We start from the raw sequence: 24,635 nt of genomic DNA on the forward strand, positions 1-24,635 counted from the left end.
ACTGCCGCATGAAATACAATCCACAACTTGACGGACTGCGCTGTGTCGCCATTTCCCTTGTTCTGATCTCTCACTTCTTCTGGCAATTGGGAACGAAAACAGCCCTCGGATTTTATGGCGTTGACTTATTTTTTGTGATCAGTGGGTTCCTGATTACGTCGATTCTTTTAAAATCAGAAGAGCCTTTCAGAAAGGCATACGGAAAATTCATTGGACGCAGAACTTTGCGGATATTCCCCATTTACTACCTCACCGTTTTCGTACTCTTATTGATCGGAAACACCAATGCACAGGAGTATAAGTACAACCTTCTGACTTATACTTACAACTATGCAATGGCTTACCAAAAACTGCCCATAAACGAATTGGGACATTTATGGTCACTTTGCGTGGAAGAACAATTTTACCTTTTCTGGCCATTCCTGGTATTGGGACTAAGAAAGAAACATACTGTTCTAAAATGCATCATTGCTTTCATTTCAGTACTTTGCATCATACAGGTATTTACCGGTGCATTTAACTCGATTGCCCCGCACAATTACTTTTGCCTCTTCCCAAGGTTAATGACACTGCTGGCAGGAGCTTATGGCGCGATCATTTACAAAGAAGGAAAAATTCCAAAACAACTACTGGAAAGCAAAACGGTGGAAACTTTAGCCTTGGTTTTGTTGATTGGATTGTTAAGCGGGGAAAGAAGAATAGATTATGTTGCCTTCCCGGTGGTTTCGCTTTACCTCGTTTTAAAAATCGTGCACAAAGGCTTTTCCTTTTCCTCTATCGGTAAGTTTTTGCAAAACAGGCGTGTCGTCTATATCGGTACGATTTCTTACGGTATTTACCTCTATCACATTTTGGTCAGGCATTACTTCGGAGGAAAGTTTTTCATTCCGCAGATTTGGGAAAAAATAGACAGGAAGTCCCTGGGCATTTTCAAGTACCTGTTTTACAACGATTATCTTGTTTTGCTTCCGTTGTACTCTGCCCTTACACTCCTTGTAGCGCATATTTCTTTTCAATACATCGAAAAACCCATCCTGGCGTTGAAAGAAAAGTGGTTTGCTTATGAGCAAGAAAAGGGGATGAAAAGAAATCCAATGGCAAAATCAACGCTCAGGTCATTGATCAGGCGATCTCCTGTAAAGCCTGTGTGATTTTGCTTTTATCAAATTCCAGCATTGACTTGGCAAAACATTCTTCGCTCCCAAAAGATGCAGCCGCGAAAAAGATCTCAGCTTGATTTCGATAAATGCCTGGAGCTTGATTTTTTGGAAACATTCAATTAAGGCACAACTGGCAAATAATGAGTTGTGAGACTGGCAACTTGTTGCACACTATTAAAAAAGAACACTTGCAAGGTTGGATACAAACAGATTGTACTGAACGGTTGGTTTCGGTAATCATTCCGACCTATAACAGATCTTCTTTCCTGGAAGAAGCTCTCCAATCGATTGTTGACCAAAAATACCGGCCTATTGAATGTCTTGTGGTGGACGACGGTTCTACGGATAATACCAAAGAGATCATGCAGAAATGGCTGGAAAGGAATTCAGACGAACTGAGATTCCGATATATCCGGCAGGCAAACGCCGGTGCACCGGCAGCACGTAACACAGGAACCATGGCCAGCAGGGGTAAATACATACAATACCTGGACTCGGATGACCTCTTATACAGTGATAAAATTGCCGAACAAGTAAACTATTTAAATCAAGAACCAGGTTGCGATTGTGTATTTGGCGATTGGGAAAAAGGCGCCCCCAACAATGCCAATTATGAAAAGGCTTATTGCTCCAGTGATCTGATCAGTCAGATCCTTACAATTGAAAAGCCTATCGCTAATTTTAGTTTTCTTATGCGCCGGTCGCTTGTAAAAAAAACAGGCTGCTGGGATGTGTCACTTAAACGCATGCAGGAAATTGATTTCCAGTTGAGGGCAATTTTTGTGGGTGGCGTTTTTCATTACCAGGAACTGCTGTGCGGCTTGTGGCGACACCATCAACATGAAAGAATCCACAACCAAACTTCGGTTGCCGACATGCTACCGTTTTTTCAAAAGTGGGAAAGGCTACTGGCTGGACGTAACCTGTTCAGCAGGGAAATGGGAGAAGCTATTGCACGATGGTACATGTGGTTTTTGTCTCAATCGAAGAAAGAAAAAATCAGCATGCTCTTGCCTGTTCTGGAGGAAACAGTCCGGTTGCATCCTTCCATTTCTTTTTATGATACGCTAAAAATGAAGCTCCTGCGCGGCTTTTTAGGAAAAAGGGGTGCCTTGTATCTCTGGTTGCTGCGTTACCAAAAGACAGCATAAAGGCACTTGTATATGAATGAATCCATAGCCCGGCACAGGTACGAATACAAACAGGATGACAAAATCCAGGTTTTAATGGACTCGGTTGACGTATCCGTTATTATTCCCAATTACAATCACGCTGCTTTTTTGGAGCGGCGGATTGACTCGGTGATCCATCAAACATTCACGAATTACGAGATCATTATCCTTGATGATTGCTCAAGCGATAACAGCAGGGCCATCATCGAGAAATATAGGAAGGAGGAAAAGGTAAAGCACATTGTTTATAATGAGCAGAACTCCGGAAATACCTTTTCGCAGTGGAAAAAAGGGCTCAGTTTGGCGAAAGGAAAATTCATCTGGTTTGCCGAAAGTGATGATTACAATGATAGCCGGTTTTTGGAAAAAATGGTGCCTGTCATTGCCGGAAACAAGAACATCGGGTTGGTTTTCTGCAGCTCTTTTTTGGTCAACGAACACGATGAGATACTGCAATCCTGGACTTTCGGGAAAGCTCCTGATCGGCCCGAGGATGGCTATGGCCTTTATACAGGCAGGCAATTCTTTTTTGAACATTTGGTTCATAAAAACGTGATACCAAATGCCAGCGGGGTTTTAATCAGAAGAGGTCAATTGGTAGGAAACAGTGTCTGGATTTCGGAAGATTTGAAAAACAGCGGTGATTGGAAATTGTGGTTGCATCTGTCTCTTTGTGCCGATATCGCCTATGTAAGCGAAACCTTGAATTATTTCAGAAAACATGGAAGCAATGTTACCCGGTCGAACTCCCTGCTTAAAAGCGAAGCGCTTTCCTTTCTGAAAAACTTCCTGCCGGCAGCCAGGTCCAGACGCGAAAAATCAAAGATATATCGAAGCCTGTTAACTTGGTCGTTCCATCAGGCTCCCTGGATTATTGGAAGTAAAGTAAATCTTGCCAATATGCGTTTTTATTTCCACAATAACTTATCGACTGGCAGCCTGAGCGCATTTACCCGTTACCTGATTATAGCTACTGCCAAAGCCGCTATAAAATCATTTTAGAAAAAAGACCTGTAGATTTTAAAGTGTTTCCTTCGTCATAATGTTCATAAACAGCAGGAGATGGTTTTATAAATGACATTTCAAATCGTTCTGGATTCAACCACCAGGGATTTTAAATTAATTAATGGCAACAATCTTTCTTCAAAGGAAACTGATAGTATCCCGTATTAAATAAATTTTCTAAACAGAAAACAACTTGCATAAAACTGTACAAAAGCTTTCCTTAAAAATGGCTAGCATAGATTCAGGATGTAATCAGACTGCCATTCCTTTTGTAAGCGTTTTAATGACTGCTTACAATAGGGAAAAATTCATTGCGGAAGCAATCGAGAGTGTGTTGAACAGTGAATATTTAAATTTTGAATTGATCGTGGTCGACGACGCTTCAAATGACAAAACAGTAGAAATCGTAAAGCGTTACGCAACTATTGATCATAGGGTACACTTGTATAGAAATGAACGTAACCTGGGTGATTACCCGAATAGGAACAGGGCCGCAAAATATGCAAAGGGAAAATACCTGGTAACCGTTGATTCCGATGATACCATGTATCCGGGAGTATTGGAAAAATGGGTTAGGGAAATGGAGACACATCAGGCAAGGTTTGGGATCTTTTCACATTTGGGAAATCTAGAGCCAACAGTTTTATCTTCTGAAGAGGTATTGAAAACCCATTTTTTTCATAGACCGATACTTTCATTTGGCCCCTGTGCGACCATCGTATTGCGGTCGTATTTTTTGGAAAAGATGCAATACCCTGAAAAATACGGACCCGCTAATGATATGTATCACCACATAAAACTGGCTGCCTCAACCCCGGTGTTGTTCTTTCCTTTTCCACTTGTAAACTATCGCTTACACGAGTTGCAGGAAAAAAATAACACATATAGCTATCTCTACAACAACTATCGTTATCTGAGAGACGCTTTGGTAGAAATTCCGCTTCCACTTTTAAAAAAGGATATTCGGTACCTCAGCAAGAAGAATAAAAGACGTTTCGTTATCAATCTTGTAAAGTTCTGGCTGGAAACAAGGGATTGGAAAAGGACGGCGAAAGCCGTGCAATATGCACAGTTTTCAATCAATGATTTTTTAACAGGTCTACTTCACATCTGATGGCTACACTCGCATTGTGCATTCCGGCTTATAACGCATCCTGGTGTTTGCCAAAGCTATTCTCCTCCGTAGAAAAGCAATCGGTCCCTTTCGATGAAGTTTTAGTTTATGATGATTGCAGTTCAGATGATACGGTAGCTGTGGCAAAAGCACATGGTGCAACAGTTGTTTCCGGAAAAGTGAACAAAGGCTGTTCATTCGGAAAGAACCAGTTGGCTCAGCATGCGAAGAGTGAATGGCTGTTCTTTTTGGACAGTGATGATGAATTGCTGCCTGATTTTTCAACTAACGTCCATAAGGTTATTGGAGCAAATCATCTCGATGCCGACATGATCGTGTTGAGCTATATTTATGTGGATGGCTCAACAGACCAAGTTAAGGATGCGCCCGTGCTTGATGAACAATTGCTTCGTCAAAATTCCTTTCGTTTCATGGTCACGCAAAAGTTTTTCAATTCTTTTGTTGTCAGGAGGAACAAATTTCTTTCAATTGGAGGGTTCGATACCGATCCTTTGGTCTTGTACAATGAAGACAGGGCATGTGCTGTAAAAACAGCTTTGAATGGGTTTCGCTATGAGTTTATCAAGTACCCTTGCATGAAGAAAAATTTTTTTCCGGAAAGTATGTCTTCAAAACAGCCCGTGAAATGGATAACTGCGTCGGTGTGTTTGTGGCAGAAAATTGGCAATCAGGTACAGGAGCAGTACAAGCCAGATGTCTGTGATGCCTTGTTTACCGAAGCAATATGGGCTGGAAAGTACAACGAATGGGCCCTTGTGCGAAATGCACTGAAAATAGCAAAGGAACTGAAAACAGATGCGCTGCCCTCAGCGTCAAAACCGTTTCTGTTCTTGTTTAAAACCTGGCCTTTGGGTGCGTATTTCTTTCGAGAGTACTTGTTTCGCGTTCTGAAAAGAGGTCAATAATTCCCGAAAATTCCATATTGGAAATGCAGCAGCCTTTAGTTACGATAATTATTCCTGTCTACAATGCTGTGCCGTTTTTGTCTCAGACTATTGAAAGTGCTCTCAGTCAGACATTCAAAAACAAGGAGGTGATAATCGTTGACGACAGCTCGAAAGACGGTAGCTATGAAATTGCCAGGAAGTTTGAGAATGTGTCAGTAAAAGTTCTTCATCAACGGAATGCCGGTGCTGCCATTGCCCGCAACACAGGACTGGCAGCAGCAAACGGCGAGTATATCCAGTTTCTGGACGCAGGCGATTTGCTGAGCCCCGACAAAATTGAAAAACAGGTGGAAGCATTGAAGGGACAGCCAAATAAGCTGGCTGTTTGCAATTACATTCAATTCTCCGGGAAAGTCGATGTGGAAAAATTATGCATTCCAGATCAATCGCGATTTATATATTCAAGTAATTCTCCGCTTGAGTTCTTGGTTAATCTGTGGGGGGGCAATGGACCGTCGAATTTTATTCAAACCAATTCCTGGTTGGTGCCAAAAACGTTGGTCGAAAAAGCAGGAGGATGGCGGCCCTACCGCTGCCCTGATGATGACGGTGAATTTTTTGCACGGATGATATTGGCAAGCGAGGGAATTATCTATACACCGGGTGTGTACAATTATTACCGCATGGAGGACGGCGCTAACCAGTTAAGCAGTAACAGGAGCCACAAATACCTAATGAATACCCTATTGACCATCGACCTGAAACATGATTACCTGCAGAAGAAAGGGGGGCACGAAGGTGTAAAAAAGGCCATGGCAAAACAATACCTAGACTTTGCGGTTTACCACTATCCATCTCATCCTGTCTTGTCCAAATTAGCGTTGAAACGATACAGGCAATTAGCTGTAAAAGCACAGCCGCCTTTGCTGGGTGGAAGGCTGATAGAAATTATGAAGCAGATCTTTGGTTGGCGTGCGGCAAGGTTGTTCCGATATTTCCTGCGTGAAAGAGCTTCAACTTAAAAAGTGAAAGCAAAGAGCAAAAAGCAAATGAACATCCTCGTTACTTGTGATCCTGAAATACCCGTACCACCTTTGGCCTACGGTGGCATAGAACGGATCGTTGACTTACTCGTTCGTGGCTTGGTGGAACGTGGCCACAGTGTAACACTTTGTGCAAACGCCGCTTCAACGGTTCCCTGCCAACTCGTACCCTGGAAAGGGAAAAAGAGCCAGCACCTGCCGGATGTTGTAAGGAACACCGTCACACTCACTGCCACCGTTAGGAAGAACAGGTTTGATCTTGTACACAGTTTCAGCCGCTTGGCCTATATGAGTTTTATTTTGCCTACTGGGATTCCGAAAATCATGAGTTATCAGCGGGAACCATCTCTTGCGCAAATAAAAAAGGCCCGGCTTCTTGCAAAAAATGACAGCCTGATTTTTACCGGGTGCAGCGATTACATCACGGACCAGATAGTGCCTTTTGCCCCCGCATTTACAGTTTATAATGCGGCTCCTTTTGATAAATATAGCCTGCAGAAAGTGATGGCAGCGGATGCACCTTTGGTTTTTTTGGGCAGGGTAGAAGAGATCAAGGGAACATACGAAGCCATACAGGTTGCGCAAAAAACAGGAAGGGGTTTGATCATTGCTGGGAACATACCCGTTTATGCCCAAGCATATTTTGATACAAAGGTTCGTCCTTTTCTCGATCAACAAATCCGGTACATTGGCCCTGTTGATGACATGCAAAAAAATAACCTGCTCCGCAGCGCAGCGGCCCTGCTGATGCCCATTCAATGGAATGAACCTTTTGGTATAGTGATGGCCGAGGCCATGGCCTGCGGCACACCCGTTATCGGCATGTCCAAAGGTGCGGTTCCAGAGGTTGTCGAAGAGGGCATGACGGGTTTTTGCTGTACTGGAATTGATGAAATGGTTGCCTCTGTTGGCAAACTGGACAATATTAATCGCTTGAAGGTGAGAAGCCGGGCAGCTGAAAAGTTTAGCGCTCAGGCGATGGTGGAAAATTATGTGCAGCTTTATAACGGTGTGTTGAAGATAAAAAGGAAAAGGAAAGAGTACGCACAGAATGCGATTCCTAATTCGGGGAAGCCTATCGTTGCAAGTACACCTATTGCAGAATTAGACGAAAAACAAAATGCGGAAAAAAAGTAACGGTAAGGCGCAAGTCGAAGAAATTTTCAGGAACGTCTTTGTCCTTACCATCGAAAGGAACAAAGACAGGCGTGAGTACATGAAGGAAGCGTTGAGAGGTATTGATTTTTCCTTTCACTATGGATTAGATCTTACCAAAGAATATTTGGAATATCCCTATGTGGCGTATATGCCGGAGGAGGTTTTTGCGGAATACGACATGGATCGTGATCACTGTCGTATTTGGACCAAAGGGCAATTCGGCGCATTCGCCTCAGAGAAAAAGCTGATACAGGATTTTGCCCGCCAAGGCAAAAATGAAAACCTGGTGATTCTCCTGGATGATCTTGTGCTGGAGAACTCTTGGCGGAAAACGCTGGTGGCTGCCTACAAAGAACTCCCGCCTGATTGGGATGCTTTGATTCTGAGTACCCGGTTGGGCAAGGCAAAAAAGCGTGCATTCCGGTTTATCATTGAATGGAAAAGGAAATGGGACCCTTTTTTTAAAAACACAAAGAAGCTGCTGGTAAAAAAATATTCCCACCATCTGGATTGCTGTCACAGCGAAATCAGCGGAATTTTCGGTATTATTTATTCGCCAAAGGGGCTTCAAAAACTAATAAACGAGCCTGATCAATTGCGGAAAGACCAGGATGATATTTTAATCGGGAAACTGGTAGGTCAGAGTTATTTGAATGTGTACCTAACATATCCGCTCCTTGGAAAGGAAGGCGCTTATGATGGTTCCTGGACGCAGAAGAATGAATTTGAAAAACCAAGCCAGCCAAAGAATAGAGATGATGTGCTGGCTCAGTTACCTAAACCCAAATAATTGAAGAAAATTGTATTGATTACGTCGGGGCAACCCTCTTCCAATCCCAGGATCGTAAAAGAAGCGGTTGCACTTTCTGAATACGGATACCAGGTAACGGTGTTGTATTGCTTTTGGGCTGCCTGGGCAAATCCAAACGATGAAGAAATCAAGCAGCGATTGCCACAAATTGAATGGGTGGAAATGGGAGGCAACCCGCAAACTTCGGTTTCCCTTTATACGTATACACGTTTACGCCATAAGTTCTTTCGGACATTAAATACGCTGTTTCCAAGCAATCTTTATATATCGGCAAGAGCTGGGTCGAGGGCATTTTCTGAACTTCTCCGCGCTGCAAAAAAAGAGAAAGCCGATTTATACATTGCACACAATCTTGGGGCATTAGCCGTAGCTGCAAAAGCGGCGAATGCGAACCCTTCGCAATATGCTTTTGATGCCGAAGATTTTCACCGGGGAGAGGTGGGCGATCAAAATGGCGCTTACCGTCGCATCAAGTATTTAGAAGACACCTTTTTGCCAGATGCCGGTTATATTACCGCTGCCAGCCCCCTGATTGCAGACAATTATGCGGCGATCTACAAAAGAAATGTTCCGACAATAAACAATGTCTTTTCCTTAAAATATCAGACTGATTTAAAGCTATTGCCATTTGATGTTTTGAAATTGGTTTGGTTTTCTCAAACAATAGGGTTGAATAGGGGCATTCAGGATATATTGGCGGCTGCAAATGAGGTTCAACATAGGAAGCTGCACATTACGCTAGTAGGACTTTGTGACAAGAAAACGGAACGTGAACTGCGAAAAGTTCTTGTTAATGAAATGCATTCCATTCACTTTCTGAAACCATTAAGAGAAGCTGACTTGTTTGCCCTTTGCAGCGATCATCACATTGGATTGGCATTGGAAAGGTCAGAGCCGTATAATAGGAATATTTGTCTAACAAATAAATTGTTTACTTATCTTATTGCCGGCAATGCCATCATCGCTTCAGACACCTTGGCACAAAGGAAATTTATTGATGAAAACAATAGCGTTGGATTCTTGTATCGTATGGGCGATGTTCATGCCCTGAAACAGCTTTTGATTCAGTTCACTGAAAATGAACAACGATTAACTGAAACCAGGAAAGCTGCTCATCGTTTGGCTCAGTTAAAGTATAATTGGGAGAATGAAGGGGCCAAGCTGACATCGGTCTTGTGCGGCCTGAGCAATCAACTAAGAAACTCCTTCGTCGGCAGCATGAAAACAACTTAACTGAAAGGTTAAGAGTGTTTCCATCATTTGTCAAACGCGTATTTACTAAAAACTGATTCACTTCCAAAATTAAAAAGTTGAAGCACAATGTGAATATTGTCATCAATGTAACAAAACACGATATATGGTTTTGCCGTATTTGCGTGGCAAGCATCCGTTTCTATTACCCGGATGTAAAAATTTTCCTTTTGAAGGATGAGCTACCCGGCAAATTTTCGACAAGAGAAATAGAGGAAACCTGGAGTGTGCATGTGATTGAATATCCGGTGAAGAGATTTGGAATGTCTGCAGCCAAAATTCATTTCTATTGTGACCAAAGATTTGCAGGACAAAGGTTCTTGGTGCTCGATTCTGATATAGTTTTCACCGGAAGACTATTAGATGAAAAATATGTGGAAGACTTCAATTGTGATGTGATTGTAAGTGAGGAAACGTTTTCAGATCCTGGTTCAGAATGGTTTAAAAGGACTTATTTCGACTGCAAGCAATTAAAAAAATATGACCCGAATTATACGTATGCCGGCTTTACCTTTAACTGTGGTCAAATTTTTTGCCTTGGCAATTTTATAAAAAAGGAAACGTTAGCTCCTTATTTTAGTTTTAATGGATCTCCATCCTGGAAGAGGCTTGATGTTTTTCCTATGCATGATCAATCTGTTTTGAATTACCTTCTGCCTCAGTTGTCAAAGCAAGGATCCATTCAGCTTAAGGGAAAAGATTTCATGATATGGAGTGAAACGAAAAAAGCTAGAGGAATTACGTTAGATGCTGTTAAAAGCGGTACACACTATCCTAATCTTATTCATTGGGCAGGTGCGTTGCGAACCCCCTTGTTAGTATCAATGTCGAACAAGGAAATACTGTTGTTTTTTGAAAATTATTACTATTCAAAAATTTCATTCGCCAGATTGAAAAGAACAATTCGAAAAGTAAATCCAGGCATAAAACATCTAATAAAACTATTAATGTTGACATTGAGAGACTTTCCAAGCAAAAGAAGAACTCTGAAATGAATACGAGGGTTGATGTTTTATTAAAATGGCTGGCCGCTGCTTTATTAAAACTGGCAGGTTTTAAAAACATACGTGGACATTGGTTTTATGAACAAGGAATAGAAAAGAATAAACCAGTTGTTGTGGATCTCGGTGCAAATACTGGCGAATTTTCAAAAATGATGTCCTGCCATTACGGTGCAAACTGTTTTCTGGTTGAGCCAAATGCATCCCTCATTAGCGCTATGGATTTTGACGCAAACAAAAAATTCAATTTTGCTATTGCCAAGAGAGATGGTCCATTGCCATTTTATGTTAGTTCTAATGCCGAAGCAAGTAGCCTTATGGAAGGTTTTGCTGACAATTGGAAGAACGACAGAGTAGAAACGGTATGCGGATTATCGTGGAGCTCATTGCTTGAAAAGTTAGCTATTGAAAATAGCGTCATTGATCTGGTGAAAGTTGATGTAGAAGGTGCAGAATTGGATCTTTTTGAAACATTTACTTGGAATGAACTTGCCAGAATTAAACAAATCAGTGTAGAATATCATGATTGGGTGAATAAAAATTTACATAAACGCACAATTGAGACGATTAAAAAGCTGAACACGTTTGGATTTGTGTCCTTTACTGATGCGCCAAATCATTCCTGGCCCGTCGAAATGATATTCTTGAATAAAGATTTAGTCAAAATGCAACCGAGAGACAAGGCAATTATTCACTTGTATTATTTAGTGAATTGGATTAGAGAGAAAAGGGCCAGCAATGGTATGTAAAAAGAGAATATTGATAATTAGTCCCCATTATCCTCCAAGTAACCTTGCAGGCGTCCACCGCAGCAGGTTATTTGCACAGCACTTGCCTGCGTACGGATGGAATCCGGTCATTTTAACCGTGGATGAAAGATACTATGAAGAAAAACTGGATCTGGATCTTGCCAAACTGCTGCCTCAACAACAGCAGATAGAGAAAGTAGAGGCATTTCGCGTTTCAAGTCCCCGGCTAATCGGGGACATTGGACTCAGGGCATTTTTGCAATTGCGGAGAAAAGCCCTTGAGCTCGTGCGGAAAGAGGCCATTGACTTTGTGTATATACCAATCCCTTCTTTCTATGCAGCTTTGATCGGGCCTTACCTCCACAGGAAAACAGGTGTGAAGTACGGAATCGACTACATCGACCCCTGGGTGCACCGGTTTCCTGGTGCAGAAAAGACCTTCTCCCGTCATTGGTGGAGCATGAAACTGGCCGGATTGCTGGAACCGCTGGCAATAAAAAAGGCCTCGCTGATCACAGGGGTGGCCGAAGGGTATTACCAGGGTGTAAAAGAAAGGAACCCCAGGCTTGAACGAACATGTTTGTTCGGAGCCATGCCTTATGGGGGCGAGCCGGGCGATCACGACAAGGTTAGAGAACTTGGATTGAAGCCTTATTTATTCGAAAAAAAAGAGGGGAAACTGCAACTGGTTTACGCGGGGGCCATGCTACCAAAAGCCTATAAGCCATTGGAGCAAATTTTCAGGGCGATCCGGGCAAACAAAGCTTTGTTCCGGGATGTGGAATTTCACTTTATTGGCACTGGCCGGACGCCAAATGATCCTCAGGGGTACAACATCAAGCCACTGGCTCAGAGATTCGGGCTTTGGCATTCTTTCGTCTTTGAATATCCGGCCCGGATTCCTTACCTGGATGTTTTGGTTCACCTGGAAGCGAGTTCCGGGACCTTTATCCTGGGAAGTACGGAGCCGCACTACACACCGTCGAAAGTTTATCAGGCCGTCTTAAGTTCCCGGCCCGTGCTTGCGGTCTTACACGAAAAGAGCCAGGCCTTTGGGTTGTTAAACAGGACAGGAGCAGGGGTGACCATTGGGATAACCGAAGACAACATCAGCAGCCTGCAGGAACTGGTTCCGAAAGCATTCGGAAAATTCAAAGAATTTCAGGAATCATTTTCTCCCGGCTCTGTTGTGAAAAAAGAGTTCGAGGAATTTTCGGCCTTTAAAGTCACGGGAAAGCTTGTTTCCCTGTTAAATAAACTACAATAAAGAAAAGTGTCTGCAACCTCGTTCGTTGGAAAAGACAAATACATCGAACCGGACTGGCAGCCGGGTGAAGGAGCACAGCTGATGGATCTTAATTTTTCCATACGATGAAGCACAGGGTCTACGCAGACTTACCAAAAATCGGTTTAGGCAACTTGCTGCTGATCTGGGCCAGGGCGAAGGTGTTCAGTGAGCTGAACGGCGTTCCGCTGGTGACCTCCTCCTGGTGGGGAATCCGGTTAGGCGCCTGGAAGCGGAATGAAAAACAAAAAAGAATCTACTGGGGGTATTTTCAGGAAAGCCCTTTACAGAAGAGAATGACGATGCTTTTCCGGAAGCGCTTGCATCGGGTCGTCAACGAGCCTCCTGTGGCAAAATGTACGCTTCCGTTTAAGCCAACCATCTTCCGGTTTGCAGAACCAATAAGCCAGAATGAGCTGTTCAATGGAATTAAGCCCTACCGGGAATTGATCAAAGCGGAAATCCACAAACTGCTTCAGCCGCGTTTAGCAAGGCAAATGGCCTCTCTTGAGAGGCCGGAAATTGCGGTCCATATTCGCAGGGGAGATTTTAAGCTGGGAAGTACAATTACGCCAAACGAGTTCTTCATCCGGTGCATTCAATATATCCGTTCCGAAACAGGACGGGACCTCCGCGTCACAATTTACACGGATGCGGAAAGGGAAGAAATTGAAGACGTACTGCAGCTGGGAAATGCACATTTGGCCAGGCAAAAGGCTGATATTTTGGATATCCTGGAAATGAGCCGGTGCCGGATCATGATCCTGTCGCAAACCAGCACGTTCAGTTACTGGGCCGCTTTCTTGTCAAATGCCATTGTGATCAAACCGCACGGCGACTGGTATGGTGATATCAGGCCATGGGAGATCAATGACCGGCATTATGAAGGAACGGTCAGTTTCGAATCGCCGGAAACACTGACCGAACTGACGAAAAGCCTTCACCGGGAAATTTGTAAACAAGCAAATAGCAAAAGCTGAAGCAAACCTTTACACGGCGGACTCCTGGAGAGCCGCCTTGAATAAGCAGGAAGCAGATAATGAAATACTTCATTACATACGGGGATGAGAATTACGAACAAAGTAAACGCCGCATAGCCGCAGAAGCAATTGCGACCGGGAACTTCGACCAGGTAGTTACGTATAGCAGGAAAGATCTTGATAAAGAATTTCTGACCTCTCCGCTATTTAACTACCGGAAAGGCGGCGGGTACTTTGTTTGGAAGCCATACATTGTTGAAAAGACATTGGAACAAATGCACGAAGGTGACTTGTTGGTTTATGCCGACTGCGGTTGTACCGTTTTCAGGAGCAGGGAGTGGAAGAAATATTTCGGGTTGCTGGAAAAATACAATGGCGTCGTGTTTATGCTTCCGCTGACTTGCGAAGCCTATACACGTAAAAATGTATTGGATAATTATACGGCAATCGGAAAGCACTGGAAAAAAAGGTACCAGGTTTCCGCCACCTTCTTTTTGTTTAAAAAGAACAGGCAAACAATGGCCTTTGCGAGGGAGTGGAAAGAGACAATGGTCCGGAATCCGGAGTTTGTTGTCGATGTTCAACAGGAATTGCTCCATAATGAAAGCCCCAAATTTGTGGAAAACCGGTACGATCAAAGTGTTTTCAGCGCACTGGCTTACAAATACGAAAAAGAATACGGGTTAAAGATCCTGTTTCATCATTTTGAGGGCTATGACCGCTTTTTGAAACAAGCCCTTGTAGCGACCCGGATTTCCGATACCGAAGTGAGAGGAGGGAACAAACGTCCTGTCCTGAAGAATATTCTATACTATCTCCTGGCGATGCCTTACCGGCGCCTTTACCAAAAAATCTGGGTGCTTCGGAAATAAAATCCATGATACCGCCTGAAACCTTCACACGACAAGTTGAAAGAATGGACAGTAGTCCTCCCAGGTTGGCCATTGTCACCACCCATCCGGTTCAGTATTACGCTCCCTGGTTTAAATTATTAAGCGACCGGGGGAAGGTGAAGGTCAAAGTGTTTTATACCTGGGGCACGGGAGGTATTGAAAACAAATTCGATCCCGGCTTTAGAAAGGAAATTGAATGGGACCTTCCTTTGCTGGAAGGCTACGAGCATGAATTTCTTGAAAATACGGCGATAAAGCCCGGTTCACATCACTTTCACGGCATCGAAAATCCGGACCTGATAAAGAATGTTGAGGCATTCGGCGCCACCTGTATTTTAGTCATTGGTTGGGCATTCAAAAGTCACCTTCGCTGTATCCGACACTTTAAGGGGAAAGTACCAGTTTATTTCCGTGGCGATTCCACCTTGCTGGACGAGCAGAAAGGACTGAAAACAGTGATCAGGCGATTGGCCTTACGCTGGGTTTACAGCCATATTGACTACGCCTTTTATGTCGGTACAAACAATAAGGCCTATTACAAAAAACACGGTCTGAAAGAAGGGCAGTTGATTCCTGCGCCGCATGCTGTGGACAACCAACGTTTTATTTCTGCAGCTCAAAAGGAAAATGGACGTGAAAAGCTAAGGAAAGAACTGAATATTTCCGCAGATGATTTTGTCGTGCTCTTTGCCGGCAAGCTGGAACAAAAAAAGAATCCATTTTTCATGCTGGAGTTGGCTGCTGAAATTTCCGACCAGGGGATAGTTTTCCTGATTGTTGGCAATGGTGAACTGGAGAAACAGTTGCATAAAGCTGCTGGAAAAAATTCGCAGGTTAAATTCCTTCCTTTTCAGAATCAAATTAGAATGCCGGGCGTCTATGCGGCAAGTGACCTCTTCATCCTACCCAGTACCGGTCCTGGTGAGACCTGGGGTTTGGCGGTCAACGAAGCAATGGCTTGCGGTCTTCCGGTTGTCGTTTCTGGTAAGGTTGGCGGGGCGGTGGATTTGGTGAAGAATAATGGGATCATCTTTCAGCATGGCGAGCTGAACAAAGTCATCGACTACATTGAAACGTTAAAAAACTCGGCTGCACAATACGCAAAAACAAGAAAAGCGTCCTTTGCCCGAATAAAGAATTTCAGCTTCGAGCAAATCGTGGATGCGATTGAACACACAGTTTTGCAAATGCAAACAAATTAGAAAAATGCGGTATGTTGTCCTGGTAATACTGATGTTGGCGTTGAATGCTTGGTTGGGTATGAGCTTACTGGGAGGCCTTGCAGCCGCCTTGTGGTTTTGGTACGTTATCGAATTTTTTGAAAAATCAAACCAGAAAATTGCGTTCAAAGAATTCATTTTATGTTTGTACGGACTTAATTATCTGTTCTCGCCGGCCCTGTCCTATGTACTGGACAACAGGAGTATTTACCGGATGAAAATACCCGAGGAAGAGTATTTTCTGTTGGCCCTGCCCTGTATGCTTTTACTGCAGGTCGGAATGAATTCCATTAAAACAAGAATATTTCAGGTTGATTTTAAGACGGTGCAATTGCAATCACTATTGAACCAGAAAATTCTGGTGACCTGGTTGTATGCCGGTGTTATAATGGTCATTTTAAATAAACTAATCCCGGCAGATCTGGCCTTCTTTTTTTACCTGCTCAGTGGTATTCGTTTTGTGGCAGCCTATGGGTTGTATGTGTTGAATGCTTCCCGGTACAAATGGCATATTGCAGGGGTGCTGGTTTTTGAATTCATGATGGCCTTGAAGCAAGGCATGTTTCACGACGTGATCATGTGGTTGATTTTCTTTGGATTGTTTTGGATCTATTTAAAGAAGCCGGGCCGGAATTTCAAGCTGGTACTCGGGTTGGGTGCTTTGATTGCTGTCTACATACTCCAAATCGCGAAGGCCGAATACCGTTCACAGGTCGGAGGCGGCAATAGCGAAGCCGGATTGGAAACCATGCAGGAAGCAGTTGAGAAAAATGTAAATTCGGAGGGAGGGATGTTTAATTCCTCTAAAGCAACGGGCACAATCACACGGGTAAACCAGGCCTGGATTTTTGCCAGCACGGTCAACCGGATGAATGCCTTGCAGAATTACCAGGGGGTAGATTTGATGAGCAAATATGCAGAGGCCGCATTTCTTCCGAGATTTTTGGCGCCGGATAAATTGAAAGCTGGGGACAAAATGATATTCAACAGGTTTTCCGGGCACTATGTGACGTCCGGTACATCAATGGGCCTTGGATTTTTTGCTGATGGGTATATTGCTTACGGACAGGTAGGTGCCTATTGCTTTGCTTTTTTATTAGGGCTGATATTCGCACTCATTTTTAAAGTAGTTGAACACTGGTCAAAGGTTTCTCCTTTTTTTATTTTACTGGTATTTCCAATATTAAGCTATGCAGTGCGTCCTGATTGTGAAACTCAAACCATTATGGGACACATCGTGAAGGGGCTTTTTGTTTTCGGTCTTTTAATGTGGTATTACCAGGAATATTTTTCCCGGAAAATTCATGAGGTGACATTTGATGAACAGAAAGCGATTATTTGGAAGAAAATAACGCAAAGAAGAGGTTATGTGAAATGAAGCCAACCATTTACATTTTCGTCGATTGGTTTTGGCCGGCATACAAGGCAGGTGGACCAGTTCAATCGCTCATAAATCTTTGCGCGGTTTTGGAAAACACGGAGCGAATACACATTATTACGAGCGCTTATGATCTGAACGAGAAGGTTGTTTTGAAAGGAGTGAAAGTCAACCAATGGAATGTGGTTAAACTACCCGGTTCTGGAAAACGCGTAAACGTGTGGTACAATAAAGGCGCTTGGAAGCATTCGTCTTGTATAGCAGTGAACGGGCCGGGGATTTTTTACTTCAATGGCATTTTTTCATTCAATTTTTTCCTTAAACCGCTGATTCGTAAAAGTTGGCTAGGCGGAAAGAGGCAAATTTTGATTTGCCCGAGGGGGATGTTACAAACCGGTGCCCTATCAGTAAAGCCCTTGAAAAAGCGGATTTTTTTAAATGTGCTGAAGATTTCACGTTTAGTAAAAAATGTTCATTGGCATGCAACGAATGAGGAGGAAGAGAAAGATATAAAAAGAGAGTTCGGAAACAACGCAAGGACGATTATAGCACCCAATATTCCGAAAACGCCGGTGCTGCAATGGTCTTATACAAAAAAGGAAATAAATAAACTTCGCCTGGTTTACATATCACTGATTACAGAAAAAAAAGGTTTGCTGGAAGTGTTGGATGTTATGACGCGAACAAACTATGGAATTTCACTGGACATTTATGGGCCGGTTAAAGACAGGCACTACTGGGAGAAGTGCAGGAAAAAGCTGAATCAAATCCGGGAAAAAGCAACGTATAAAGGAGATCTAAATCCAGCACAAGTACAAAACACCTTTGAAAAATACGATGCATCAATCCTTTTGACAAAAGGCGAAAATTTTGGTCATGCATTGTATGAAAGTTTTAGTGCCGCACGCCCTGTCATGACAAGCTTTTTTACCCCATGGACTGAACTGGATCAAAATAAAGCTGGCTGGAATGTCGATATTTCCTCTCCAGGCCAGATTATTTTCAAATTGAATGAAATTTCAAAGATGAACGGCGAAGAGTTTGCACCTTATTGTGAGGGCGCAATAAGAAGAGCGTCAGATTATTATAATAATCTGGAAGCACCAAAAAAGTATAGGAACTTATTTTCAATGGGCGAATGATGAAAGTGTCACGGGCCTATATTTTTTTCTTGGTGAAGTTTTTGGGTTTGTTTGGTATTCTATTCTATGGAACAGAAGTGATTATCGGGCTTTCTACGCCTGATAACGTTTATAATGAGTTTGTTGCCCGCAACCTGAATTTCATTGATCCCTTTCGTCATTTTCAGCTTTTACTAGTTAGAGATGTAGTTTCAGTCTTTGGCTATCAAACATATTTTCGTGATTCGTTTTGGTTAAGTGTTGTAGGAGGCAGAGGAGTTCGGATGGCTTACGATTGCATTGGGTATGGCGTTTTAAGTTTTTGGGTTGCGTTTGTTTTTGCAAACAAGGGAACTTGGAAAAAGAAAATGGCTTGGATGGTAGGTGGCTGCATTGCGCTGGTCGCGATCAATATTGCAAGGATCAGTCTTTTATTAGTGGCAATCAACAAAGGTTGGCCGATACCATTTGGCTGGGATCATCATACATGGTTTAATATCATTTCCTACATCCTGATCTTCACAATGATTTATTTCTTTGATCGAAATGGGAAAATGAAAAAGACAAAGGATTCTGAGGGCGATGGTAACCAGATATGGCAAACACGGGAAAAGCAACTCATTTAGGAATTTAAGAGTTAACGCAGGAGAAAATAGTTGATAATACATGCGCACTGATTTGTCCAAGTATGACAATAGCTGGTATAATCCAGGCCCCTGGGTGACAAGGATTTTGTGGTATATAGTTAGTACAGTCTTTTTCCGAACTGCCTTTCCGTTTACGAAGGTGAAAACACTCCTGCTTCGCTTGTTTGGAGCAAAAGTGGGCAAAGGGGTAATGATAAAACCCTATGTAACAATTAAATATCCGTGGTTTTTAACGATTGGCAACAATTCTTGGATCGGGGAGAGAGCATGGATCGACAATTTAACGGAAGTAGTGATTGGAGACAACGTTTGTTTGTCGCAGGAGGCGTACTTGCTAACAGGTAATCACAATTATCGAAAACCTTCATTCGATTTGGTAGTGGGGAAAATAAAAATTGAAGACGGCGTTTGGATAGGCGCCAGGGCGACCGTTTGTCCGGGAGTAACCTGTTTTTCACATGCGGTACTGGCAGTGGGATCTGTGGCAACAGCAGACTTGGAACCATATTCAATCAACGTTGGGAATCCAGCTACGAAACAGAAGGATAGGATTAAAGAAACCCCAGCTGTAAACGGATTATAAACTATTTAAGGGCAAAAAACGCAATCAAGTGGCATTGCCACGATTGCATGCATGATAGCAAGAAGAGTTGGGTTTGGGGAGAAGACCGGTTGGCATAACACTGATCAGGCCAAGTGGAATAAATATAGAAGCCAGTAAAAACCGTAAAATTTGAAACCGGTTGATTTTTTTTGCCTAAATGCTTTTAAGACTGAAACAGATTGAGTAAATTGATAAGGAAATTTACTTTTTTTGACTAAGTATTTTCTTTTATTCGCATGATTGCTTTACTTTGACCACACAACCGTTTGACAAACCTCTAACTGCTTCGTTATGAAGGTGACCCTGATAACCGTAACCCGTAACTCCGAAAAATACCTGGCCGATTGCATCGAATCCGTTCGGATGCAGGACTACGCCAACATCGAATACATCGTCATCGATGGCTCCTCAACCGATAACACGCTTTCCATCATCCGCGACCACGCTTCCGTTGTCGACAAATGGCTCTCCGAAAAAGACGGCGGCATGTACGATGCCATCAACAAAGGATTAAAGCTGGCCACAGGTGATATCATCGGTATCCTCAACAGCGACGACTTCCTGGCGTCAAAAACCGTCATCTCCAAAATCGTGCAGTGCTTCCAGGAAAACGGGATCGACTCCCTTTACGGCGACCTGGTTTATGTCGACGAAGAAAAAACATCCAAAGTCTACCGCTATTGGAAAGGATCAACCTACAACCGCCGCGCATTCGAGTGGGGCTGGATGCCCGCGCATCCCACCTTTTATGTCCGCCGTTCGGTCGTAGAACAGTTGGGTGGCTACGAAACCCATTACTTTTCAGCGGCTGATTTTGAATGGATGACCCGCTACCTTTACCGCCACCGCGTGAGCTCCTTTTACCTTCCCGAACTGATTGTCAAAATGCGCAAGGGTGGCATGAGCAATGCGGGCTGGAAAAGAAGGCTCCGCGCCAACCGCCGCGACTACCTGGCCCTCAAGCGCAACGGCGTCCCCTTTCCTTTGTTGGCCTCACTGATCAAACCAATTCGCAAGCTGCCGCAGTTCGTTGGTTTCCTCAATGCCGAAAAAGAAGCAAAGGCAAAGTTAGAAAGCTTTTATCCGGCGTACGAATAACACTGTATTAGATTGATGACCGGTGTTGGTCCTGGGCGCAATGCCTTTTTAGACCGCATTTCTCCGATAGCCGACTGCCGATAGCTGACTGCCGAGCGCCCAAAAGTTTAAAGGCAATGCTGCCTGGAACAAAAAACCCCGCTACCGGCGGGGTTTTTTGTTGGCAACAACATCAGCGTTTTTGCTTCATTAGCTTTTCCAGTAGGGCTACTTTTTCTTTCTCAGCTTGCGGTAAACGCTCATAAAGTTCTTTGTTTTCTTCTAAGGCTTCAATCCATTTATCAATTGGATTGAAGTTATAATTGACGCCAATTGCATGGTCATAATTATTTTGCACATAATTGATCACAGATTCATCATTAAAGTTCTTGATGGCTTCCAGCGTCACTTTCAGGGCCTTTGCCACGTCATCGAGCAGTTGTTCATCCACCACTTCTTTGCTTTCCAGCAGCGAGACCTTTTTTGGTTCCAGTCTTCGCCTACTTCAAAGCCAGCGCCTCTTGTTTGATGCCTTGGATTTCGCGGAGGCCCTCGATGTTTCGTCCGTGGTGAACTGCTCTTTCGCTCATGGGAGTGGTTTAAGCACAAATTTAAAAATTTCAGCGCAGCTCTGCTACACCCTTTCCCGTTTTCCAATAGCCAATTGCCCATTGCAGGATAAACTATTCATTAAAGCTGATAAATTATTCCTTGCAAAACTTGTACAGCCATTGAGGATTGTGTTGGTTTATACCCGCGCCCAAATCAGTTACGGTTCCGCACCCCAGTTGGCGTCCCGCCAACTGGAGCCGCAAAGGTTCAACCGTGTAAACAGAATAGACAACGCGTATCCGCACCCGGAGCTGTAAACGCAGCAAAGGCCGGCTGCAGGTCGATTATGTTTTCTCAAGCACGCCGTAACAGGTAAAGCGGCCCACGGCTCCGCTGAGCCCGGCGGGCCGTTTCTTTTTCCCGCCGGCAAAACCCGTTGATCGCCGCAAATATCCCGCACCCACCACCCATTCCATACCCTTTGCCAATTGCTTTTTGCCTATTGTTTTTTGTCCATTGCCCATTGACCAAACGGCGATCCCCTCCCTGGAGGGGAGCAATGGATCAATGACTTACCTAAAGTTGTAAGCTAATAGGCCAATTTGAAATTTGGCGCAAGCATGGGAACTGAATTTCGCTCAGAGAACTTGGCTGATAAATAAGGATTACTCCGTCTTGCATATAGTAGCAATTCTTTCTTAATATTAAGAGTTATTATAATTTTAAATGCATCTAATGCCTGTTGGACGGCATTTCATCGTTCAACCCTTTATAAATGAACACAAGGTTGTGATAAAAGTGGATAGATGAAATATGTTTGTCAAAGTAAGAAGGTTCTTCTCCTACGCCTAAATACTCTTGGTAGTTAAGACAATCGGTCAAGCTTTTTAAAAAGTTCATTGATGTTTTTGGATTGTCTAAATCTTTTCTGTCTCCCCCAAATTCATCATGGTAAGATGTATGCAGATCCTCGATGACGTACAAGCCCCCGTTCTTCAAGTGTGGAAAAAGTAGTTTGAACGTCTCGATGATGTGATTGACTATATGGCTCCCGTCGTCAATGATAATATCCAGTTCGCCGGTTTCTATCAAGAGCGATTGTAAAAAGTTGGAATCAACCTGACTGCCCTGAAATATCCTGATTCGGTCCTCCTGCAGTCGTGACTTGTCATGTATGTCAAAGCTGAATATTTGAGCTGAGCGAAAATATTGTTTCCATACACGGAGTGAATGCCCACCATTTTCTGGATTATCATAGCCGCCGACCCCGATTTCTAAAAGTTTGATCCTTTTGTTTCTAAACGGTCTGAAGTGAGTTTCATAATGTTCCATGTACCAATGAACACCCCATTTGTCCGTTCCGTACAGGACAGCAAGGGTTCTCAGGTTCTCACTGTTTGCATTCTTAAATAGAGAAATGGCCAGTTTGCTTTGAAGGGCTTTTTTACCGAAAGACCTCAGTTTTTTTGGTACATACGGCTTAATTCTCTTAAGCATTCAGGAAAAATTTCAATAAATATAATCACCACAATCAAACATAAAAGCAGAGGTTTTCATATTTATTTACAAAGAATAAATTAGTCGTCCATTCCGGGTCTTTGCAGAAAGGCTTAGTCAAACCTTTGCGGCGAGACCACGGGATTTTCAGTACGTTTAGGCTGCCTGTGGCAAGCCCAGGTAGTTGAATTTTAGCCCTTTGACTGGGAACGAAGAAGCCGCCGCCGGAGGCGCCGGCACACAGGTTACCGCGGGTGAAACGGTTTCAGGCCTGGTCAGGAGAGGGTTTCTGTTCCAGAAGAATAGGAAAAAAGGGCAATTGACAGAACGATAATTCGACCCTGTAGAAGGTATGGGAAAACGGTTTTACCTGGTAGTGGTTTTAAGGCTTGCTTGCTGCACCGGTCCTTGGAATTCTTTAGCCTTACAGGAACTGCAGGTAGCCCATAAATTTCAGGCACAAAAACACCGCGATCAACACCAGGGTGATCACAAACTTAGTCGCTGAGTAATCCTTTGAATTGTAACGGTCTGTTCGCATACGTTGAGTTTCGGTCTAAGTAAGTTTAGCGTTGTTTTCTCAAAAGATAGCGGGGATTTCAAAGGAAGGAGAAACAAATATAAGCACGCAGGGCAAAGAAGGCAATAGCTGGGGCTTACACAGGATGATCTTTTTCCACAGAATCTGGATAACACCTTCCCGGTTTCCGGTAACGGGGCAAGGAAAAAGCTGCTCCTGCCTGGAACCTCCGTCCGGCGATTTCGTACATCGCCTTCACCTGGCAACTCCCGCCAATTCATCAGCGGTATTCCCGATTGGCCTTTGCTGATTGCTGATTGCCAATTGCTGATTGTCCATCGCCGTCCACTCGGGGTCTTCACTTGTGACGTTGGCCTGGCGTCTGCGGCGAGACCCCGGGAACAAAACTGAAGCGGCCGTCACATGGATCGCTAAAAGATGATCCTTCCGGTACAGTCAATGACCATCTCCTCCCTGCTCGAAAACGACCATCCCCTCCCCGGAGGGGAGCAACGGATGAATGACAGAATGAAAGCGACTCAGGGGTGGGTTCAAACGAATCGACCACACCTCGGGGAGGAATGCAAGGAGAGAATGCCTGGCCCAAAAACAACCCGGGGATGGCTTCAATCACAGAGCTATGGTCAAAACAAATCAGCCTCCCAATCAATGTCCCTCTCCTGAGTAGCCGCAGGGGCAGTTCAACCATTCAGTCCAACGACAAATGGATTCACGTTGAAACATTCCTGTGATTGCCTTTTTTAATCGATCCCGCCAATTGCCTAGTTTTGCCCCGTGATGCTGCACATTAAAAATATGGTTTGCGACCGGTGTATCATGGTGGTGCGCCAGCAACTCGATGCACTCAACCTGGATTACAAAAATGTGCAGCTTGGCCAGGTGGAATTGCGCAGCGAGCCCACGCTGCAACAGGTGGAGAGCCTGCGTGCAAACCTCGGGGCAACCGGGTTCGAGTTGCTGGATGATAAAAAAGCCAGGATTGTCGAACGCATCAAGAATGTGATTGTTTCCCTGGTCCACCGCGATCAGGAAGAAATGAACCTCAAGCTCTCTGCCATCCTGGAAGACAAACTGCAACTGGATTACCACTACCTCACCACGCTTTTCTCCTCGGTGGAAGGCGTGACCATTGAACGCTACGCCATCCTGCAACGCATCGAACGGGTAAAGGAATTACTGATGTACGACGAGGAAAGCCTCAGCGGGATTGCCTTTGAAATGGGCTATAGCAGCGTGCAGCACCTGTCGCAGCAATTCAAAAAAATCACCGGCCTCACACCCTCACAGTTCCGGCAACTGAAGGAAAACAGGCGTAAGCCGCTCGATAAAGTGTAAAAGCAAACACCTGTCTCAGCCTATATTTTTTTGCTTTGGTGACAACTGCTTTTTCTTTTCTCCATCCACAATTGCCTCATTATTCCAGGCTAAAAATTATATACATCCTGCTCGGTAGGGTGTAACAATCGCC

General features: G+C 43.8%; 23 protein-coding genes. 21 read left to right on the forward strand and 2 right to left on the reverse strand.

From position 1 onward, the window contains the following. Window positions 1-8 precede the first annotated feature (8 nt). The 20 genes from D6024_RS22200 to D6024_RS22295 all read left to right on the forward strand — a co-directional run bounded on the left by D6024_RS22200 (window position 9) and on the right by D6024_RS22295 (window position 20,598). On the forward strand, window positions 9-1,151 hold the full coding sequence (locus tag D6024_RS22200; protein WP_121357021.1) for an acyltransferase family protein: 1,143 nt from the start codon (window positions 9-11) through the stop codon (window positions 1,149-1,151). Window positions 1,152-1,300: 149 nt separating this feature from the next. Continuing rightward, window positions 1,301-2,311 (forward strand): glycosyltransferase family 2 protein, encoded by a 1,011-nt coding sequence (locus D6024_RS22205; protein WP_121357022.1) that lies wholly within the window; start codon window positions 1,301-1,303, stop codon window positions 2,309-2,311. A 75-nt stretch (window positions 2,312-2,386) separates the two neighbouring features. Continuing rightward, window positions 2,387-3,334: a glycosyltransferase family 2 protein gene (locus D6024_RS22210; protein WP_240410127.1), complete on the forward strand. Its 948-nt coding sequence runs from the start codon at window positions 2,387-2,389 to the stop codon at window positions 3,332-3,334. A 196-nt stretch (window positions 3,335-3,530) separates the two neighbouring features. Further along, complete coding sequence (locus tag D6024_RS22215; RefSeq protein WP_162944940.1) at window positions 3,531-4,451, forward strand: glycosyltransferase family 2 protein; 921 nt, start codon at window positions 3,531-3,533, stop codon at window positions 4,449-4,451. Beyond that, a complete protein-coding gene (locus tag D6024_RS22220) occupies window positions 4,451-5,377 on the forward strand; it encodes a glycosyltransferase family 2 protein (RefSeq protein ID WP_121357025.1) in 927 nt (308 codons plus the stop codon). Before D6024_RS22215 ends, D6024_RS22220 begins: the two co-directional genes overlap by 1 nt. 23 nt (window positions 5,378-5,400) lie before the next feature. After that, entirely contained in the window at window positions 5,401-6,381 is a 981-nt protein-coding gene (locus D6024_RS22225) for a glycosyltransferase family 2 protein (protein ID WP_121357026.1), read from the forward strand. Window positions 6,382-6,384: 3 nt separating this feature from the next. Then, entirely contained in the window at window positions 6,385-7,539 is a 1,155-nt protein-coding gene (locus D6024_RS22230) for a glycosyltransferase (RefSeq protein WP_205573349.1), read from the forward strand. Then, window positions 7,523-8,350: a glycosyltransferase family 25 protein gene (locus D6024_RS22235; RefSeq protein WP_121357027.1), complete on the forward strand. Its 828-nt coding sequence runs from the start codon at window positions 7,523-7,525 to the stop codon at window positions 8,348-8,350. Before D6024_RS22230 ends, D6024_RS22235 begins: the two co-directional genes overlap by 17 nt. Next, window positions 8,351-9,604, forward strand: a complete 1,254-nt coding sequence (locus tag D6024_RS22240; protein ID WP_121357028.1) for a glycosyltransferase family protein — start codon at window positions 8,351-8,353, stop codon at window positions 9,602-9,604. It begins immediately after the preceding gene. Window positions 9,605-9,693: 89 nt separating this feature from the next. Beyond that, window positions 9,694-10,617 carry a hypothetical protein gene (locus D6024_RS22245; RefSeq protein WP_162944941.1) on the forward strand — a complete coding sequence of 308 codons (924 nt, stop codon included), beginning with the start codon at window positions 9,694-9,696 and terminating at the stop codon, window positions 10,615-10,617. Beyond that, entirely contained in the window at window positions 10,614-11,372 is a 759-nt protein-coding gene (locus tag D6024_RS22250) for an FkbM family methyltransferase (protein WP_121357030.1), read from the forward strand. The genes D6024_RS22245 and D6024_RS22250 overlap by 4 nt, the downstream gene beginning before the upstream one ends. 118 nt (window positions 11,373-11,490) lie before the next feature. Then, the gene (locus D6024_RS22255; RefSeq protein WP_162944942.1) at window positions 11,491-12,639 is read left to right on the forward strand and encodes a glycosyltransferase family 4 protein; all 1,149 of its coding nucleotides are present in this window, start codon (window positions 11,491-11,493) and stop codon (window positions 12,637-12,639) included. A gap of 104 nt (window positions 12,640-12,743) precedes the next feature. Further along, window positions 12,744-13,637 (forward strand): alpha-1,2-fucosyltransferase, encoded by an 894-nt coding sequence (locus D6024_RS22260; protein ID WP_121357032.1) that lies wholly within the window; start codon window positions 12,744-12,746, stop codon window positions 13,635-13,637. Window positions 13,638-13,696: 59 nt separating this feature from the next. Next, entirely contained in the window at window positions 13,697-14,509 is an 813-nt protein-coding gene (locus D6024_RS22265; RefSeq protein WP_121357033.1) for a hypothetical protein, read from the forward strand. Between the two features lie 5 nt (window positions 14,510-14,514). Next, entirely contained in the window at window positions 14,515-15,732 is a 1,218-nt protein-coding gene (locus tag D6024_RS22270) for a glycosyltransferase family 4 protein (RefSeq protein ID WP_240410122.1), read from the forward strand. A gap of 298 nt (window positions 15,733-16,030) precedes the next feature. Next, window positions 16,031-17,128, forward strand: a complete 1,098-nt coding sequence (locus D6024_RS22275) for a hypothetical protein (RefSeq protein ID WP_162944943.1) — start codon at window positions 16,031-16,033, stop codon at window positions 17,126-17,128. Beyond that, a complete protein-coding gene (locus tag D6024_RS22280) occupies window positions 17,125-18,270 on the forward strand; it encodes a glycosyltransferase (RefSeq protein WP_121357036.1) in 1,146 nt (381 codons plus the stop codon). Before D6024_RS22275 ends, D6024_RS22280 begins: the two co-directional genes overlap by 4 nt. Further along, window positions 18,267-18,875, forward strand: coding sequence for an exosortase/archaeosortase family protein (locus D6024_RS22285; protein ID WP_121357037.1), 609 nt, complete (start codon window positions 18,267-18,269; stop codon window positions 18,873-18,875). Before D6024_RS22280 ends, D6024_RS22285 begins: the two co-directional genes overlap by 4 nt. Window positions 18,876-18,915: 40 nt before the next feature. Next, complete coding sequence (locus D6024_RS22290; protein WP_121357038.1) at window positions 18,916-19,479, forward strand: WcaF family extracellular polysaccharide biosynthesis acetyltransferase; 564 nt, start codon at window positions 18,916-18,918, stop codon at window positions 19,477-19,479. A 312-nt stretch (window positions 19,480-19,791) separates the two neighbouring features. Further along, window positions 19,792-20,598, forward strand: a complete 807-nt coding sequence (locus tag D6024_RS22295; RefSeq protein ID WP_121357039.1) for a glycosyltransferase family 2 protein — start codon at window positions 19,792-19,794, stop codon at window positions 20,596-20,598. Window positions 20,599-20,770: 172 nt separating this feature from the next. Here D6024_RS22295 and D6024_RS27350 read toward each other — a convergent pair whose 3' ends face one another. Both D6024_RS27350 and D6024_RS22305 read right to left on the reverse strand, forming a co-directional pair. Beyond that, window positions 20,771-21,028 (reverse strand): hypothetical protein, encoded by a 258-nt coding sequence (locus D6024_RS27350; protein ID WP_240410123.1) that lies wholly within the window; start codon window positions 21,026-21,028, stop codon window positions 20,771-20,773. Between the two features lie 833 nt (window positions 21,029-21,861). Further along, the gene (locus D6024_RS22305; RefSeq protein WP_121357040.1) at window positions 21,862-22,626 is read right to left on the reverse strand and encodes a class I SAM-dependent methyltransferase; all 765 of its coding nucleotides are present in this window, start codon (window positions 22,624-22,626) and stop codon (window positions 21,862-21,864) included. 1,318 nt (window positions 22,627-23,944) lie between these two features. Here D6024_RS22305 and D6024_RS22315 point away from each other — a divergent pair. Continuing rightward, a complete protein-coding gene (locus tag D6024_RS22315) occupies window positions 23,945-24,502 on the forward strand; it encodes a helix-turn-helix domain-containing protein (protein WP_317125284.1) in 558 nt (185 codons plus the stop codon). The last annotated feature ends 133 nt before the right edge of the window (window positions 24,503-24,635 follow it).

Source organism: Flavisolibacter nicotianae (assembly GCF_003628535.1).
Taxonomy (GTDB): Bacteria; Bacteroidota; Bacteroidia; order Chitinophagales; family Chitinophagaceae; genus Flavisolibacter; species Flavisolibacter nicotianae.

Bases quoted from the DNA above. Each gene is read 5' to 3' on its own strand.
- D6024_RS22200 (WP_121357021.1), top strand. From the start codon at position 9: ATGAAATACAATCCACAACTTGACGGACTGCGCTGTGTCGCCATTTCC.
- D6024_RS22205 (WP_121357022.1), top strand. From the start codon at position 1,301: ATGAGTTGTGAGACTGGCAACTTGTTGCACACTATTAAAAAAGAACAC.
- D6024_RS22210 (WP_240410127.1), top strand. From the start codon at position 2,387: ATGGACTCGGTTGACGTATCCGTTATTATTCCCAATTACAATCACGCT.
- D6024_RS22220 (WP_121357025.1), top strand. From the start codon at position 4,451: ATGGCTACACTCGCATTGTGCATTCCGGCTTATAACGCATCCTGGTGT.
- D6024_RS22225 (WP_121357026.1), top strand. From the start codon at position 5,401: ATGCAGCAGCCTTTAGTTACGATAATTATTCCTGTCTACAATGCTGTG.
- D6024_RS22235 (WP_121357027.1), top strand. From the start codon at position 7,523: ATGCGGAAAAAAAGTAACGGTAAGGCGCAAGTCGAAGAAATTTTCAGG.
- D6024_RS22250 (WP_121357030.1), top strand. From the start codon at position 10,614: ATGAATACGAGGGTTGATGTTTTATTAAAATGGCTGGCCGCTGCTTTA.
- D6024_RS22260 (WP_121357032.1), top strand. From the start codon at position 12,744: ATGAAGCACAGGGTCTACGCAGACTTACCAAAAATCGGTTTAGGCAAC.
- D6024_RS22265 (WP_121357033.1), top strand. From the start codon at position 13,697: ATGAAATACTTCATTACATACGGGGATGAGAATTACGAACAAAGTAAA.
- D6024_RS22270 (WP_240410122.1), top strand. From the start codon at position 14,515: ATGATACCGCCTGAAACCTTCACACGACAAGTTGAAAGAATGGACAGT.
- D6024_RS22275 (WP_162944943.1), top strand. From the start codon at position 16,031: ATGAATTCCATTAAAACAAGAATATTTCAGGTTGATTTTAAGACGGTG.
- D6024_RS22280 (WP_121357036.1), top strand. From the start codon at position 17,125: ATGAAGCCAACCATTTACATTTTCGTCGATTGGTTTTGGCCGGCATAC.
- D6024_RS22285 (WP_121357037.1), top strand. From the start codon at position 18,267: ATGATGAAAGTGTCACGGGCCTATATTTTTTTCTTGGTGAAGTTTTTG.
- D6024_RS22290 (WP_121357038.1), top strand. From the start codon at position 18,916: ATGCGCACTGATTTGTCCAAGTATGACAATAGCTGGTATAATCCAGGC.
- D6024_RS22295 (WP_121357039.1), top strand. From the start codon at position 19,792: ATGAAGGTGACCCTGATAACCGTAACCCGTAACTCCGAAAAATACCTG.
- D6024_RS22305 (WP_121357040.1), bottom strand. From the start codon at position 22,626: ATGCTTAAGAGAATTAAGCCGTATGTACCAAAAAAACTGAGGTCTTTC.
- D6024_RS22315 (WP_317125284.1), top strand. From the start codon at position 23,945: ATGCTGCACATTAAAAATATGGTTTGCGACCGGTGTATCATGGTGGTG.